General features: G+C 36.8%; 14 protein-coding genes and 2 riboswitches. Of the genes, 11 read left to right on the top strand and 3 right to left on the bottom strand.

Annotated elements, in window-relative coordinates:
• The first annotated feature begins 171 nt into the window (after window positions 1-171).
• The 4 genes from tsaE to tsaD are packed head-to-tail and all read left to right on the top strand — an operon-like array spanning window position 172 to window position 2,791.
• Complete coding sequence (gene tsaE, locus Q9B79_RS26435) at window positions 172-645, top strand: tRNA (adenosine(37)-N6)-threonylcarbamoyltransferase complex ATPase subunit type 1 TsaE (protein WP_128283571.1); 474 nt, start codon at window positions 172-174, stop codon at window positions 643-645.
• The gene (tsaB, locus tag Q9B79_RS26430) at window positions 626-1,318 is read left to right on the top strand and encodes a tRNA (adenosine(37)-N6)-threonylcarbamoyltransferase complex dimerization subunit type 1 TsaB (protein WP_306188925.1); all 693 of its coding nucleotides are present in this window, start codon (window positions 626-628) and stop codon (window positions 1,316-1,318) included. Before tsaE ends, tsaB begins: the two co-directional genes overlap by 20 nt.
• Window positions 1,319-1,331: 13 nt before the next feature.
• Complete coding sequence (gene rimI / locus Q9B79_RS26425; protein WP_306188923.1) at window positions 1,332-1,775, top strand: ribosomal protein S18-alanine N-acetyltransferase; 444 nt, start codon at window positions 1,332-1,334, stop codon at window positions 1,773-1,775.
• Window positions 1,775-2,791, top strand: coding sequence for a tRNA (adenosine(37)-N6)-threonylcarbamoyltransferase complex transferase subunit TsaD (tsaD, locus tag Q9B79_RS26420; RefSeq protein WP_306188921.1), 1,017 nt, complete (start codon window positions 1,775-1,777; stop codon window positions 2,789-2,791). The genes rimI and tsaD overlap by 1 nt, the downstream gene beginning before the upstream one ends.
• A gap of 420 nt (window positions 2,792-3,211) precedes the next feature.
• On the opposite strand, the gene Q9B79_RS26415 is transcribed toward tsaD, so the two are convergent.
• A complete protein-coding gene (locus tag Q9B79_RS26415; RefSeq protein ID WP_306188919.1) occupies window positions 3,212-5,146 on the bottom strand; it encodes an ABC-F family ATP-binding cassette domain-containing protein in 1,935 nt (644 codons plus the stop codon).
• A 187-nt stretch (window positions 5,147-5,333) separates the two neighbouring features.
• On the opposite strand from Q9B79_RS26415, the gene Q9B79_RS26410 reads away from it, so the two are divergent.
• The gene (locus Q9B79_RS26410; protein WP_048528493.1) at window positions 5,334-5,963 is read left to right on the top strand and encodes a redox-sensing transcriptional repressor Rex; all 630 of its coding nucleotides are present in this window, start codon (window positions 5,334-5,336) and stop codon (window positions 5,961-5,963) included.
• Between the two features lie 29 nt (window positions 5,964-5,992).
• Here Q9B79_RS26410 and Q9B79_RS26405 read toward each other — a convergent pair whose 3' ends face one another.
• Both Q9B79_RS26405 and Q9B79_RS26400 read right to left on the bottom strand, forming a co-directional pair.
• The gene (locus tag Q9B79_RS26405) at window positions 5,993-6,184 is read right to left on the bottom strand and encodes a YdiK family protein (RefSeq protein WP_001246201.1); all 192 of its coding nucleotides are present in this window, start codon (window positions 6,182-6,184) and stop codon (window positions 5,993-5,995) included.
• Complete coding sequence (locus tag Q9B79_RS26400; RefSeq protein ID WP_306188917.1) at window positions 6,181-6,930, bottom strand: CPBP family intramembrane glutamic endopeptidase; 750 nt, start codon at window positions 6,928-6,930, stop codon at window positions 6,181-6,183. Before Q9B79_RS26400 ends, Q9B79_RS26405 begins: the two co-directional genes overlap by 4 nt.
• Window positions 6,931-7,331: 401 nt before the next feature.
• Between Q9B79_RS26400 and groES the strand changes: the two genes are divergently transcribed.
• From groES to Q9B79_RS26370, 6 genes are all read left to right on the top strand, one after another.
• Complete coding sequence (gene groES / locus Q9B79_RS26395) at window positions 7,332-7,616, top strand: co-chaperone GroES (RefSeq protein ID WP_000917306.1); 285 nt, start codon at window positions 7,332-7,334, stop codon at window positions 7,614-7,616.
• Between the two features lie 38 nt (window positions 7,617-7,654).
• A complete protein-coding gene (groL, locus tag Q9B79_RS26390; RefSeq protein ID WP_098760501.1) occupies window positions 7,655-9,289 on the top strand; it encodes a chaperonin GroEL in 1,635 nt (544 codons plus the stop codon).
• A 139-nt stretch (window positions 9,290-9,428) separates the two neighbouring features.
• Window positions 9,429-9,530: riboswitch (purine riboswitch) on the top strand.
• 165 nt (window positions 9,531-9,695) lie between these two features.
• Window positions 9,696-11,234: a glutamine-hydrolyzing GMP synthase gene (gene guaA, locus Q9B79_RS26385; RefSeq protein ID WP_372339624.1), complete on the top strand. Its 1,539-nt coding sequence runs from the start codon at window positions 9,696-9,698 to the stop codon at window positions 11,232-11,234.
• 154 nt (window positions 11,235-11,388) lie between these two features.
• Window positions 11,389-11,490, top strand: a riboswitch (purine riboswitch).
• Window positions 11,491-11,618: 128 nt separating this feature from the next.
• On the top strand, window positions 11,619-12,944 hold the full coding sequence (locus tag Q9B79_RS26380) for an NCS2 family permease (protein WP_000833097.1): 1,326 nt from the start codon (window positions 11,619-11,621) through the stop codon (window positions 12,942-12,944).
• A gap of 145 nt (window positions 12,945-13,089) precedes the next feature.
• Window positions 13,090-13,791: a response regulator transcription factor gene (locus tag Q9B79_RS26375; protein ID WP_306188913.1), complete on the top strand. Its 702-nt coding sequence runs from the start codon at window positions 13,090-13,092 to the stop codon at window positions 13,789-13,791.
• Window positions 13,775-15,280 carry a HAMP domain-containing sensor histidine kinase gene (locus Q9B79_RS26370; protein ID WP_306188911.1) on the top strand — a complete coding sequence of 502 codons (1,506 nt, stop codon included), beginning with the start codon at window positions 13,775-13,777 and terminating at the stop codon, window positions 15,278-15,280. The genes Q9B79_RS26375 and Q9B79_RS26370 overlap by 17 nt, the downstream gene beginning before the upstream one ends.
• Window positions 15,281-15,500 lie beyond the last annotated feature (220 nt).

The raw sequence follows: 15,500 nt of genomic DNA, 5'->3' as shown, positions 1-15,500 counted from the left end.
TATATAAAGAAAAGAACGAAACATGTTGTTTCGTATTTTTTTATTTGTTTTAACAAAAAACTAATAAAGACAGTCAAACTATCCTTAGGAAAACTCCTAAGGACTTTTTTATATATTCAAAACCTGTATAATAAAGAGCAGAGAACATTGTGAGTAAAGTAGGTGAAGTCTGTGAGTAAATATGAAATAACAACAAAATCATCTGAGGAAACACAAAGATTATCAGAAAAACTAGGTGAACTTGTAAAGGCACAAGATGTAATTATTTTAGAAGGGGATCTAGGGGCTGGTAAGACAACTTTTACAAAAGGACTAGCAAAGGGTCTTGGCGTGAAAAGAGTTGTAAATAGTCCTACCTTTAATATTATTAAAGAATATAAAGGAAGATTACCGCTATATCATATGGACGTGTATCGCCTGGCAGAAAGTGAAGAGGACTTAGGATTTGATGAGTATTTCTACGGTGAAGGAATTACGGTAGTAGAATGGGCTCATTTAATAGAAGCATATTTACCAAATGAAAAGTTACAAATTAGTTTATTCCATGCTGGAGATGATACAAGGAAAATTGTACTCGAGCCAATTGGAGATCGCTATATTAGATTATGTGAGGAGCTATTACAAGATGAAAGTACTAGCAATTGATACTTCGAATTATGTAATGGGTGTATCCCTTATTGAAGAAGAAAACGTAATTGGGGAAATCATTACAAATTTAACAAAAAACCATTCTGTACGTCTTATGCCAGCTGTAGAACAACTGTTGAAAGAGTGCGGTGTAAAACCGAAGGAATTAACTAAAATTGTTGTAGCTGCGGGACCTGGGTCATATACAGGTGTTCGTATAGGTGTGACAGCTGCCAAAACATTGGCTTGGTCACTTCAAATACCAATTGTAGGTGTGTCAAGTTTAGAAGTAGTGGCTGCAAATGGAGCTAATTTTGATGGATTAATCTGTCCTTTATTCGATGGAAGACGTGGACAAATCTATACTGGCTTATATACATATGAAGGAGAGGATTTAACTTCTATAGAAGAAGACCGAATCATCCTTATTGTAGACTGGTTGCAAATGTTAAAAGATAAAGGAAAGCCTGTTTTATTTATTGGTAACGATGTGAAATTGCACAAAGAAACGATTATCGAATATTTAGGCGATCAAGCTGTATTTGCTCCTTTCACTAAAAATAACCCAAGACCAAGTGAGTTAGCGTTCTTAGGATTACAAAAAGAAGAACAAGATGTACATTCATTTGTGCCTAGTTACCTTCGTTTAGCTGAAGCTGAAACAAAGTGGTTAGAAAGTCAAAACAAGTAGGAGCTTGCAGAGGATGGATATGATATTTAGAAAGATGGAACTCGATGATATCGCTCAAATTGTAGCTATTGAAGAAGCATCTTTTTCAACTCCTTGGACTGCAGATGCCTTTCACCGTGAGTTAACGATGAATGAACATGCACATTATATGGTGCTAGAAAAAGATGGCCGTGTAATTGGGTATTGTGGATTGTGGATAATTATTGATGAATCACATATAACAAATATAGCTATTTTGCCAGAATATAGAGGTCAAAAGCTAGGAGATGCTTTATTGAAAGAAGTTATTTCTGAAGCGAAAACTCTAGGAGTAAAAACGATGACACTTGAAGTACGTGTATCAAATGAAGTAGCAAAACAGTTATACAGAAAATACGGATTTCAAAATGGTGGAATTCGTAAACGATACTATGCAGACAATCAGGAAGATGGTCTCGTAATGTGGGTGAATATATAATGGAAAAAAATACGATTATACTTGGTATTGAAACAAGCTGTGATGAAACAGCAGTAGCAGTTGTTAAAAATGGAACGGAAATTATTGCGAACGTCGTTGCATCACAAATTGAAAGTCATAAACGTTTTGGCGGAGTTGTACCAGAGATTGCATCTCGTCATCATGTAGAAGAAATTACAGTTGTGTTAGAAGAGGCCTTAAAAGAAGCAAATATCACATTTGAGGATATTGATGCAATTGCTGTAACAGAAGGGCCTGGTTTAGTAGGAGCGCTTTTAATAGGAGTAAACGCAGCGAAAGCAGTGGCGTTTGCTCATGATATTCCTCTAGTTGGTGTTCATCATATTGCTGGCCATATTTATGCGAACCGTTTAGTAAAAGAAGTTCAATTCCCATTGCTATCACTTGTTGTATCTGGTGGACATACAGAGCTTGTTTATATGAAAGAACATGGTTCATTTGAAGTAATTGGGGAAACGAGAGATGATGCAGCAGGAGAGGCATATGATAAAGTAGCTCGTACGTTATCTATGCCATATCCAGGTGGTCCTCATATTGATCGTCTTGCACATGAAGGAGAACCGACAATCGATTTACCTCGTGCATGGCTAGAACCGGACTCGTATGATTTTAGTTTCAGTGGATTGAAATCAGCAGTTATCAACACTGTGCATAACGCAAAACAACGTGGAATAGAAATTGCACCGGAAGATTTAGCAGCAAGTTTCCAAGAGAGTGTAATTGACGTACTAGTAACGAAAGCGTCTCGTGCAGCGGATGCTTATAACGTAAAACAAGTGCTTCTTGCTGGTGGAGTGGCTGCGAATAAGGGACTTCGTGCGCGTTTAGAAACAGAATTTGCCCAAAAAGAAAATGTGGAGCTAATTATTCCTCCTCTATCTTTATGCACAGATAATGCAGCAATGATTGCAGCGGCAGGTACAATCGCATATGAACAAGGAAAACGAGCTACATTAGCTTTAAATGCAAATCCAGGATTAGATATTGAAGCATAGTTATACACAAAATTAACCACAGTTTGTGGATAAAACCCATATTATCTGTTGATAATATGGGTTTTATTGTGTATATAAAATGTGTATAACTTTTTTATTAATTGTGGATAATGTGGAAAAAGTTATTTTGATGTTTATTTTATAAAGGTGGATATGTGTATAAACTTGTGGATAAATAAGATGAAGTCTGACCTTTGAATGTACTCTTTTTCGGGAAATAAAAAACAAGAAGATATCTTTAAAAAACATTTTGAAATATGCTCCTATTATAGTAGACGCTAATATTGTCAAACCTTGTCGGTAAATCGATATCTTGTGTCGAATCTTTTATGTAATAGACGTTGAACTGGACTAGAAGATAAAAAGGATACCACATCGTCAATAATATTGACTGATGAGACATCCTTTTTATTCATATTCTTATAAATGCAGCTCTTCCCATTCTGCCATACAAGCATCAAGTTGTTCTTGTAGTGCTTGCTTTTTCGTTGTAATTTCACTAGCCTTTTCATAATCTGCATATATCTCTGGTAAGCAAAGTTGATCTTCTAACGTAGCAATTTCTTCTTCAAATTGTACAATATTCTGTTCTAATTCCTCAATTTTTCGAGTACGTTGACGCTCCAACTTTTTGCGCTCTTTTTCTTCGAGATAATTTAATTTTTCTTGAGCTACAGTTTTTTGAACAGGTGCCTGATTTTCTTGCTGTTCTTGTTGTTCAAATTCAGCACGTTCAATCATCTCATTTTTCTTTTCAACGTAGTAATCGTAGTCACCTAAATATTCCTGCGCACCTTCTGTTGATAACTCAACAACAGTTGTCGTTACACGATTAATAAAGTAACGGTCATGTGAGACAAACAGAAGGGTACCTGGATAATCAATTAAAGCATTCTCCAAGATTTCTTTACTATTTAAATCAAGATGGTTCGTAGGCTCATCGAGAATTAATAAATTCGATTTTTGCATCATAAGTTTTGCAAGAGCTAACCGAGCCTTTTGTCCACCACTAAGAGAGGATACTGGTTTTAGTACATCGTCTCCTGTGAATAAGAAGTTGCCTAGTATTGTGCGAATTTCTTTTTCGGGCTGTAATGGATATTCATCCCATAATTCATTTAAAACTCGTTTAGAAGATGTTAAGTTAGCTTGTTCTTGATCATAATACCCAACAGATACATTGGAACCGAAAGAAACATCACCATGTAATAGTGGTAACTTATTCACAATGGATTTTAATAATGTGGATTTTCCAATTCCGTTTGGGCCAACTAAAGCAACACTATCCCCGCGAGTTAAACGCATTGTTACATGTTCAATAATCGGATCCTCATCATAGCCGATAGTCGCATCCTTTACTTGTAAAACATCATTTCCACTTTGTTTTTCAATATCGAAGTGGAAGGAAGCTGACTTAGAATCACCTAATGGTCTTGTTAATAGTTCCATACGGTCTAATTGTTTACGACGGCTTTGAGCACGTTTTGTCGTAGATGCGCGAGCTATATTTTTTTGAACGAAGTCCTCAAGCTTAGCGATTTCATCTTGTTGTTTTTCATAACGCTTCATTTCTTGCTCGTATAGTGCTGATTTTAAATCTAAATATTTACTGTAGTTACCAACAAATCGTCTGCTTTCTTTATTCGAAATTTCATATACTTGTGTAACGAGTTTGTCTAAGAAATAACGGTCATGGGAAACGATTAGTATTGCACCAGGATAGCCTTGTAAGTATTGTTCAAGCCATGTTAATGTTTCGATGTCTAAATGGTTTGTAGGCTCGTCCAAAATAAGTAAGTCTGGTTTCGTTAATAATAATTTACCGAGAGCTAATCGCGTTTTTTGTCCACCGCTTAATGTAGAAATCGTCGTCTGGTGCGTTTCAACTGGGAAGCCAAGACCGCTTAAAATCGAACGAATATCCGCTTCATACTGATAGCCACCTTGATCTTTATAATCTAATTGTAATTGGTCATAATCAGCTAATAATCTTTCATATGTAGCCTCGTTTGAAAAGTTTTCTTCTTTGCCCATCTCTTGCTCTAGCCTTCGAAGTTTTGTCTCCATTTGCTGTAAGTGTGTAAAGACGGTTAACATTTCATCCCAAATCGTTAAAGACGTTTCTAATCCGGTGTTTTGAGCTAAATATCCGATTGAGACATCTTTCGGTTTTATAATTTCGCCACCATCATGAGATAGCTCACCGGCTATTATTTTTAATAATGTAGATTTTCCGGCTCCATTTCGTCCGACTAATGCGATGCGATCTTTCGTTTGAACTTCCAATTTTATGTTTGCAAGAATCGTTTCTGCACCGTATAATTTCGAAAGCGCGTTTACTTGTAATAAAATCAATGTTTTCACCTCAAATAATTTCTTAACTTTGCCATGTTTATATTTCTCAATCATACTAAAAATAGTGTATAGTTTAAAATACAGAGAGAATACTTCTTCTTTCTATTATACAAGGAATTTAATAAGTGCTAAACTTCTGTATTTGATTAAAGCATATGAATAAAGATAGGAAGAGAGGAGAGGTTATATGGAGCAGCAGAAAATTCCACAAGCCACTGCTAAGAGATTGCCTCTATACTATCGATTTATCCAAAACTTATCTCTATCTGGTAAGCAACGTGTTTCATCAGCTGAATTAAGTGAAGCGGTAAAGGTTGATTCCGCAACTATTCGAAGAGATTTCTCATACTTTGGAGCGTTAGGGAAAAAAGGATATGGATATAATGTAAATTATTTATTATCATTTTTCCGTGAGACACTCGACCAAGATGATATAACACGTGTAGCGCTTATTGGAGTAGGTAATTTAGGGACCGCTTTCTTACATTATAATTTCACGAAAAACAATAATACAAAAATTGAAATGGCGTTTGACGTTAGTGAAGAGAAAGTAGGAACAGAAATCGGGGGCATTCCTGTATATCACTTAGATGAATTAGAAGAAAGACTATCAAATGATATACAAGTGGCAATATTAACAGTACCGGCTACAGTAGCACAATCTGTAGCAGATAGATTAGCTGAAACGAGTGTACATGGTATTTTAAACTTCACACCAGCACGCTTAAATGTATCAGACAATATAAGAATTCATCATATTGATTTAGCAGTAGAGTTACAAACACTTGTTTACTTTTTAAAGAATTATCCACAATAAAACGCAGAGGAAGCGACCTCTGCGTTTTATTATTGTTTTTTCTTTGTGAATTTAACTAATATAAGGCGAAGTGCCAAATTAAAATCAATTGTTGCCATAACTGCAAATAGTATTGTCCACATATTCCAGATTGTATCTGTTACGTTCGTAATGGCGAAGCGTGTAAAGATACATCCTAGAAGGAAGTACAATGCAGCCATGAACAATGGCGAGTTTCTCATACTAAAAATCCTCCGATAAAGCCTTGCATTTTTTCAGCTTCTTTAATCATTTCTTGAATGTGTTCATTACTTGCTAACACTTGAGCAACTGCAACTAATGTATTCATTGCAACATGGGCCGCAATTGGAACGATAATACGCTTCGTCTTTACATATAAGAAGGCGAATACGAGCCCCATTGCAGTGTATACCAATAAGTGAATGAAATCAAAATGAATTGCTGCGAATACGAGAGAACTAATGATAGCAGCAATAAAGAAGTTAAACTTCTTATAAAGTGTACCAAATAAAATTTTTCTAAACACGATTTCTTCTAAAATAGGTCCGATTATAGATATAACAATTAGGAACCAAGGAGTAGTTCTTGCGATATCCATAAGCCTCGCTGTGTTTTCAGATCCAGGTTTAATACCTAATACATACATTTCAATCATACCAGCAATACTTTGTGAGAAAAATGCTAAGAAGAATCCGATGAAAATCCATCCAATTGTAGCTGGAACAGTAGACCGCGTTTTATCTAAATGTCTATCACGAATATCTGTTCTAAGTAACCAAAGCACGATACATAATGCAATAAAGAAGCTAATGATTGCCCAGTGGCCAGTTATGAGTTGGAATTTTTCCTCCCTAGTAAATCCTCTGTTATCATAAAATCCAGTTTTCAGGAGAAGCGGTAATCCAGCTATGGATGATAACTGCATTAAAATGTATGTAACGATAACCCACCAATATTGTTTTTTCAAATAGTTTAACCATCCCTTCTAACTCTAGTGTATGAGATAAGGTAGGATAACATGTACATATGCTACCTACGATATAAACCTTACGTAAATTATGTTTTTTTCGTAAATCCTTATTTGAAATTATAATAGAAGACAGGAGAAAGTTGTGTGTGTAGCGAAAACAACTTATGGTGTCCTTTCATATTGTAACATACGAGTAGCGGAAACAACGATTCATATAGTAAGGATAGAAGAAGAGAGAATCTATATAGAAAAGTGTATAACTTAATTTGCGAAAAAATTATGATTTTTTTACTTGCAAAAGAAATTGAGATTATTTATTATTATAAGTGTGTTAGCACTCGGGTGACCTGAGTGCTAATAAATAAAATTTACATAACAAAATGAGGAGGTTATTGTTCATGCTAAAGCCATTAGGTGATCGCGTTGTAATTGAGCTTGTTCAAGCGGAAGAAAAAACAGCAAGTGGTATTGTATTACCAGACACAGCAAAAGAAAAACCACAAGAGGGTAAAGTTATTGCAGTAGGTACTGGTCGAGTGCTTGAAAATGGTGAGCGTGTTGCTTTAGAGGTAGCAGCAGGTGATCTTATCATCTTCTCAAAATATGCAGGTACTGAAGTGAAATATGAAGGTACAGACTACTTGATTTTACGTGAAAGTGACATTTTAGCAGTTATCGGTTAATTATATAAATCTTAAAAAATCCAAGGGGGTCAATTATTATGGCAAAAGATATTAAATTTAGTGAAGAAGCACGTCGTTCGATGCTTCGCGGTGTCGACACTCTTGCAAACGCAGTAAAAGTAACGCTTGGACCAAAAGGTCGTAACGTTGTTCTTGAGAAAAAATTCGGTTCACCACTTATTACAAATGACGGTGTAACAATCGCAAAAGAAATCGAATTAGAAGATGCATTCGAAAACATGGGTGCGAAATTAGTAGCAGAAGTTGCTAGCAAAACAAACGATGTAGCTGGTGACGGAACAACAACTGCAACTGTATTAGCGCAAGCTATGATTCGTGAAGGTCTTAAAAACGTAACAGCTGGTGCGAACCCAATGGGTCTTCGTAAAGGTATCGAAAAAGCTGTTACTGCTGCAATCGAAGAATTAAAAACGATTTCTAAACCAATCGAAGGTAAATCTTCAATCGCACAAGTAGCTGCTATTTCTGCAGCTGACGAAGAAGTAGGTCAATTAATCGCTGAAGCAATGGAGCGCGTTGGTAACGACGGCGTTATTACTTTAGAAGAATCTAAAGGATTCACAACAGAATTAGACGTAGTAGAAGGTATGCAATTTGATCGTGGATATGCATCTCCTTACATGATTACTGATTCTGACAAAATGGAAGCAGTTCTTGATAACCCATACATCTTAATCACTGACAAAAAGATTTCTAACATTCAAGAGATCTTACCAGTATTAGAGCAAGTGGTACAACAAGGTAAACCACTTCTTATCATCGCTGAAGACGTAGAAGGCGAAGCGTTAGCTACATTAGTAGTGAACAAACTTCGTGGTACATTCAATGTAGTAGCTGTTAAAGCTCCTGGATTTGGTGACCGTCGTAAAGCAATGCTAGAAGATATCGCAATCTTAACTGGTGGCGAAGTAATCACTGAAGAATTAGGCCGTGACTTAAAATCTGCTACAGTTGAATCTTTAGGACGCGCTGGTAAAGTTGTTGTAACGAAAGAAAACACAACTGTAGTTGAAGGTGTAGGAAGCACACAACAAATCGAAGCTCGCATCGGTCAAATCCGTGCGCAATTAGAAGAAACTACTTCTGAATTCGATCGTGAAAAATTACAAGAGCGTCTTGCAAAACTTGCAGGTGGCGTAGCAGTAATTAAAGTAGGTGCAGCAACTGAAACTGAGTTAAAAGAGCGCAAACTTCGCATTGAAGATGCACTTAACTCAACTCGTGCAGCAGTAGAAGAAGGTATCGTTGCAGGTGGTGGTACTTCACTTATGAACGTATACACGAAAGTAGCTTCTATCGTAGCTGAAGGCGACGAAGCAACAGGTATCAACATCGTACTTCGCGCACTAGAAGAGCCAGTTCGTCAAATCGCAATCAACGCTGGTCTAGAAGGATCTGTAGTTGTAGAGCGTCTAAAAGGCGAAAAAGTAGGCGTTGGTTTCAATGCAGCAACTGGCGAGTGGGTTAACATGCTTGAAACTGGTATCGTAGATCCAGCTAAAGTAACTCGCTCTGCACTTCAAAACGCAGCATCTGTTGCAGCTATGTTCTTAACAACTGAAGCTGTAGTAGCTGACAAACCAGAACCAAATGCACCAGCAATGCCTGACATGGGCGGCATGGGCATGGGCGGTATGGGCGGAATGATGTAATTCCGTTTGCTCGAGAAACATCCATTTCTATATAGAAATGGATGTTTTTTTGTGTTTTTTAGAAAAGGAAATGAATTTCTGTAGAATTTTGTCGCTTTCTCTCTTGACCATACCGACACTTCATTGTTAGAATCTAGGAAGATAATATAAAACGATCCTTCATATATCCTCAAAGATATGGTTTGAGAGTCTCTACCGGGTTACCGTAAAAAACCTGACTATGAAGGCAGTGTGTCTTATATTTATAAAGAGCGGAAGACTATCTTTCTTTATAAAGCCAGACCCCTGCCTTTTCTTTGTTATGAGACTAGAGGCGGAGGACTGGCTTTTTTTATTATATTGGTAATGCTTTTCGCCAAATTGGTGAAAATATTTATATACGAGAACTAACGTTGGGGTGATTATTTTGAAGAAGCAGCACGATACAATTATCGTTTTAGATTTTGGGAGTCAGTACAATCAGTTAATAGCACGTCGAATTCGTGAGTTCGGTGTATACAGTGAACTTCATCCACATACAATTACTGCGGAAGAAATTAAAGCAATGAATCCAAAAGGGATTATCTTCTCTGGTGGACCGAATAGTGTATACGGTGAAGGCGCATTACATTGTGATGAAAAAATCTTTGAACTAGGATTACCAATCTTCGGTATTTGTTACGGTATGCAGCTTATGACGCAACACTTCGGTGGTAAAGTAGAACGTGCAAACCACCGTGAGTACGGAAAAGCTGTTCTTAAAGTAGAAAACGAATCAAAATTATATGCGAACCTTCCAGAAGAGCAAGTTGTATGGATGAGCCATGGCGACTTAGTAACTGGTTTACCTGAAGGATTCGTAGTAGATGCAACAAGTGAGTCTTGTCCAATTGCTGGTATGAGCAATGAAGAGAAAAACTTATACGGTGTACAATTCCACCCAGAAGTACGTCACTCTGAGCATGGTAACGATTTAATTAAAAACTTCGTATTCGGTGTATGTGGTTGTTCTGAAGGATGGAACATGGAGAACTTTATCGAAGTAGAATTAGAGAAAATCCGTGAAACTGTTGGAGACAAAAAAGTACTATGCGCACTTAGCGGCGGTGTAGACTCTTCTGTTGTAGCAGTATTAATTCATAAAGCAATCGGCGACCAGTTAACATGTATTTTCGTTGACCACGGTTTACTTCGTAAAGGCGAAGCAGAAGGCGTTATGAAAACATTTAGCGAAGGCTTCCACATGAACGTTATTAAAGTGGATGCAAAAGACCGCTTCATGGACAAGTTAAAAGGTGTAGAAGATCCAGAACAAAAACGTAAAATCATCGGTAACGAATTCATTTACGTATTTGATGATGAAGCTTCTAAATTACAAGGTATGGACTTCTTGGCGCAAGGTACACTTTATACAGATATCGTTGAGAGTGGTACTGCAACTGCACAAACAATTAAATCTCACCATAACGTTGGTGGACTTCCAGAAGACATGCAGTTCAAATTAATTGAGCCTTTAAACACTTTATTTAAAGATGAAGTACGTGTATTAGGATCTGAACTAGGAATTCCTGATGAAATCGTATGGCGTCAACCATTCCCAGGACCGGGTCTTGGTATTCGTGTATTAGGTGAAATCACAGAAGAGAAATTAGAAATCGTTCGTGAATCTGATGCGATTTTACGCGAAGAAATTATTAAAGCAGGCTTAGACCGCGAAATCTGGCAATACTTCACTGCGCTTCCTGGTATGCGTAGCGTAGGTGTTATGGGTGACGAGCGTACTTACGATTACACAGTAGGTATCCGCGCGGTAACATCTATTGACGGTATGACAGCTGACTGGGCACGTATCCCTTGGGATGTATTAGAGAAAATCTCTGTACGTATCGTAAACGAAGTAAAACACGTTAACCGTATCGTGTATGATGTAACGAGTAAGCCACCAGCAACGATTGAGTGGGAATAGTATTATAATAAAAGATCCATCTATCGCACATGCATAGATGGATCTTTTATATTTTTGTTATTAATACGAACGAAATTATAAATGTTTATAAAAATGTTCGTTTTTAAATTGACAAAACTACTTCATCGAGTTAATATGAGTATGTAATTCAAACGAAAAGTGAATATTATGCCGTCGTATAATATCGGGGATATGGCCCGAAAGTTTCTACCTAGCTACCGTAAATGGCTTGACTACGAGGCGTTTTTATAAAGGTGAGGGGAATCTTATCTTTATTCATAGAACGCTTCCATGTATATGCAATGGAAGCCTTTTTTATTTTTAATAGATAAAAGAGGGCTAGGGAGATTACGGCGAGTAATCATATAACGGGGGAAACGTAAGATGAAGCGCTATTTTCAGTTTGATGAACTCGGCACGAATTATAAAACAGAGTTCATAGCAGGTTTAACGACATTTCTATCTATGGCTTACGTACTATTTGTCAATCCTGCTACGCTGTCACTTGGAAATGTTAAAGGGTTACCGGCAGGTACAGGAATGGATCCAGGTGCAGTATTCGTTGCTACAGCATTAGCAGCGGCGATTGGTTCGTTAATTATGGGGATTTTCGCGAAGTATCCGATTGCTTTGGCACCGGGTATGGGAATTAACGCATTCTTTGCTTATACAGCAGTGTTAACGATGGGTATTCCTTGGCAAACAGCAATTGCTGGAACGTTAATGTCAGGTATTATCTTTATTATTCTTACAGCTTCAGGTATTCGTGAAAAAATCATTAATGCAATTCCGTCAGAGTTAAAGTTTGCAGTAGCGGCAGGTATCGGACTGTTCATCGCTTTCCTTGGATTCCAAAATGCCGGAATTATTGTGAAAAATGATGCTGTTCTTGTTGGATTGGGGGATTTAACAAAGGGCACAACGTTACTAGCAATCTTCGGAGTTGTTACGACAATCATCTTCATGATTAAGAAAGTTAATGGTGCAGTATTCTACGGTATGATTCTTACAGCGATCTTAGGAGTGGCGACAGGATTGATCGATACGCCAAAAGCTGTAGTGGGAGCAATACCGAGTCTAGAACCGACGTTCGGTGTAGCGTTAACGCACTTCGGAGATATTTTCACTGTCCAAATGGTGATTGTTATTATTACGTTCTTCTTCATCGATTTCTTTGATACAGCAGGTACACTTGTAGCGGTTGCGAATCAAGCGGGATTAATGAAGAATAATAAATTACCACGTGCAGGAAAAGCGTTATTCGCAGATGCGATTGCAACTGTAATCGGTGCAATTTTAGGTACATCAACAACAACGTCTTATATTGAATCTTCTGCTGGGGTAGCAGCGGGTGGACGTTCTGGATTTACAGCAGTTGTAACAGCAGGATTCTTCTTACTGGCACTATTCTTCTCGCCATTATTAAGTGTTGTAACACCAGCTGTAACGGCACCAGCTTTAATTATTGTAGGAATTTTAATGGTTTCGTCTTTAGGTGAAATTGATTGGAAGAAATTCGAGATTGCAGTACCAGCATTCTTTACAATCATTTCAATGCCGCTTACGTATAGTATCGCAACAGGAATTGCGATTGGTTTTATCTTCTATCCAATTACAATGGTAGTAAGTGGACGTCGTAAAGAGATTCATCCAATTATGTATGTTATGGGAGTTTTATTCGTACTATATTTCATCTACGTTCGTAAATAAAAGGGGTTTTTTGAAAGGTCTAGACTTAAGGGGAGTCTAGACCTTTTTTGCGTCTTCAGAAAATCTTAAGGATTTCCGAGCGTTTTTCTTCAGAAGTTTTCCTATAATAGAAGTTAGGGATTAAAAAAATGATGGGGGAGATATTGTGGCACACGAAACAATACTTGTCGTAGATGATGAAAAAGAAATCAGAAATCTTATTACAATCTATTTAAAAAATGAAGGATATAAAGTATTGCAAGCAGGGGACGGAGAAGAAGGATTACGTTTACTAGAAGAAAATGAAGTACATCTAGTCGTATTAGATATTATGATGCCGAAAGTAGACGGCATTCATATGTGTATGAAAGTAAGGGAAGAAAAAGAAATGCCAATTATTATGCTTTCCGCAAAAACGCAAGATATGGATAAGATTTTAGGGTTAACAACGGGTGCAGATGATTACGTAACGAAACCGTTTAATCCGTTAGAGTTAATCGCAAGAATTAAATCTCAGTTACGCCGTTATATGAAAATGAATGGTTTCGCTATACAAAATGAGGACGAGCTAGAAATTGGAGAGATGAAAATAAACATCTCAACCCATAAAGTTATTGTAGAGGGAGAAGAAGTGAAACTGACCCCGAGGGAATTTTCAATTCTAGAATTACTAGCCCGTAATTCGGGAATGGTCTTTAGCGCAGAGCAAATTTATGAAAAGGTTTGGAACGAACGGTCTTTCCAGTCGGATAATACTGTAATGGTGCATATTCGAAAAGTACGTGAAAAGATTGAGGAGAATCCAAGGAAACCTAGATATATAAAAACAGTATGGGGAGTGGGGTATAAGATTGAAAAAGATATTTAATCCGTTTACTTATGTTAGGAAATTTCGAGAGTTAATCGGAAAGATAGTGAAGAGTGTGAAACGGAGTGTACGAATTCAACTTATTACTGCGTTTACTGCTTGTGCGTTATTAGGTCTCTTTGTATCAACAAAGATAGTAGCGCCTGTTTTTGAAGATGCTAATCGACATGCTGAGATTAATTATAGAGATGGTATGGAACAAATTAATCGTAAAGCGCAAAGTACTGCGGAAATGATGGTTGATGCAAATAAATTAGATGCCGTACAAAGTATGATAGAGTTAGAAAATGAACATTTAGAGCAGGGACAGGATGCTTTTAAAATATTAGTTACCGATGAAAATGGTAAGGTTTTGTATAAAACGAAGCAGGCGCAAGAAGAACAAATTAATTTGCATAATACAATTCGTAATGTAACTTCGTTTGCTATCAATTATTCAAATAATAATGATATTGAAAGATCTAGAAAAGAGTTTATTACTTTCTCACCTATTACAATTGAAGGTAAAAACTTGTATATGTTTGTGAGCGGAATTCCTCAAGGGGAAGTAGTGTATTATAAAGTAGAAGGCCCATTCCCATTTTTAATTGGTGTACTCGTATTCATTTTCTCTTTCTTCTATATAACAAAGAGAAAGATGAAGCAAATTGAAGCGATGGCAGAAGGTGTAAAGGAAATAGAAAAAGGCAACTTGGCGTACCGTATTGAGAAGAAAGGTGAAGATGAGATTGCGTCTTTAACTGAGAATATTAATAATATGGCGGAAGAGCTTATGAATAATATAGAAAAGGAACGTAAATTAGAGAAGCAAAAGAACGAGCTTATTACGAATGTATCTCACGATTTACGTACACCACTGACTTCTATTATGGGTTACTTGCGATTACTTCGAGATTCTAAATATGAAAATAAAGAACACCATGATGAGTATACGAGAATTGCTTTTGCGAAGTCGGAGCAGTTAAAGAATTTAATAGAAGATTTATTTGAGTATACGAAATTAACAAATGAGCAAGTTATATTAGAAAAACAAGAGGTTTGTATAAATGAGTTATTGGAGCAATTAATAGAAGAGTTAGTACCGCAGGCGGAAGAGCATGGACTTACGTTTGTTAAGAAGTTTCCTGAAGAACGTGCCTATGCAGCGATTGATTCGGAAAAGATGGTCCGTGTGTTTGATAATTTATTAATGAATGCGATTAAGTATAGTAAAGATGATGGGGAGATAAAAGTTTCTCTTCAAAGGCAGCGCCGGGATATACAAATTGTAATTGCAAATCATAGTGAAGAGTTTACGAGAGAAGAGCTAGGGAGTTTGTTTGAACGCTTCTATAAGAAAGATCAATCTAGAAGTAGAGTAACAGAAGGATCGGGACTTGGATTAGCGATTGCGAAAAGTATTGTTGAGTTGCAAGGTGGTAGTATTCGAGCAGAATATGAGGATGGTATTATTCAGTTTATCGTCTCATTACCAATTATAGAAAAATAATAAATGAATAGAATGATCTATGATAAAAAGGCTTATTTTAAAAGGACTAAGCCTTTTTATATTTTTTTAGAAAAACATATTGACGATTGTAGGTTAGAGGTGTAATATAGAACAAGTCGCCGATGCAATAACGCAGAACGCGGCAAACGAAATAAAAAACTTAGTTGACATTGAAAGATGAAAATGTTAACATAAGGGAGTCGCAAATGAGCGACCAAGT

It is taken from the genome of Bacillus sp. MHSD_36, assembly GCF_030757775.1.
Taxonomy (GTDB): domain Bacteria; phylum Bacillota; class Bacilli; order Bacillales; family Bacillaceae_G; genus Bacillus_A.
The sequence above is the reverse complement of the archived record's forward strand: the minus strand, read 5'-3'. Positions and strand labels throughout refer to the sequence as shown.

Coding starts and splice junctions, on each gene's coding strand:
- tsaB (WP_306188925.1), top strand. CDS start 626: ATGAAAGTACTAGCAATTGATACTTCGAATTATGTAATGGGTGTATCC.
- rimI (WP_306188923.1), top strand. CDS start 1,332: ATGGATATGATATTTAGAAAGATGGAACTCGATGATATCGCTCAAATT.
- tsaD (WP_306188921.1), top strand. CDS start 1,775: ATGGAAAAAAATACGATTATACTTGGTATTGAAACAAGCTGTGATGAA.
- Q9B79_RS26410 (WP_048528493.1), top strand. CDS start 5,334: ATGGAGCAGCAGAAAATTCCACAAGCCACTGCTAAGAGATTGCCTCTA.
- Q9B79_RS26405 (WP_001246201.1), bottom strand. CDS start 6,184: ATGAGAAACTCGCCATTGTTCATGGCTGCATTGTACTTCCTTCTAGGA.
- groES (WP_000917306.1), top strand. CDS start 7,332: ATGCTAAAGCCATTAGGTGATCGCGTTGTAATTGAGCTTGTTCAAGCG.
- groL (WP_098760501.1), top strand. CDS start 7,655: ATGGCAAAAGATATTAAATTTAGTGAAGAAGCACGTCGTTCGATGCTT.
- Q9B79_RS26380 (WP_000833097.1), top strand. CDS start 11,619: ATGAAGCGCTATTTTCAGTTTGATGAACTCGGCACGAATTATAAAACA.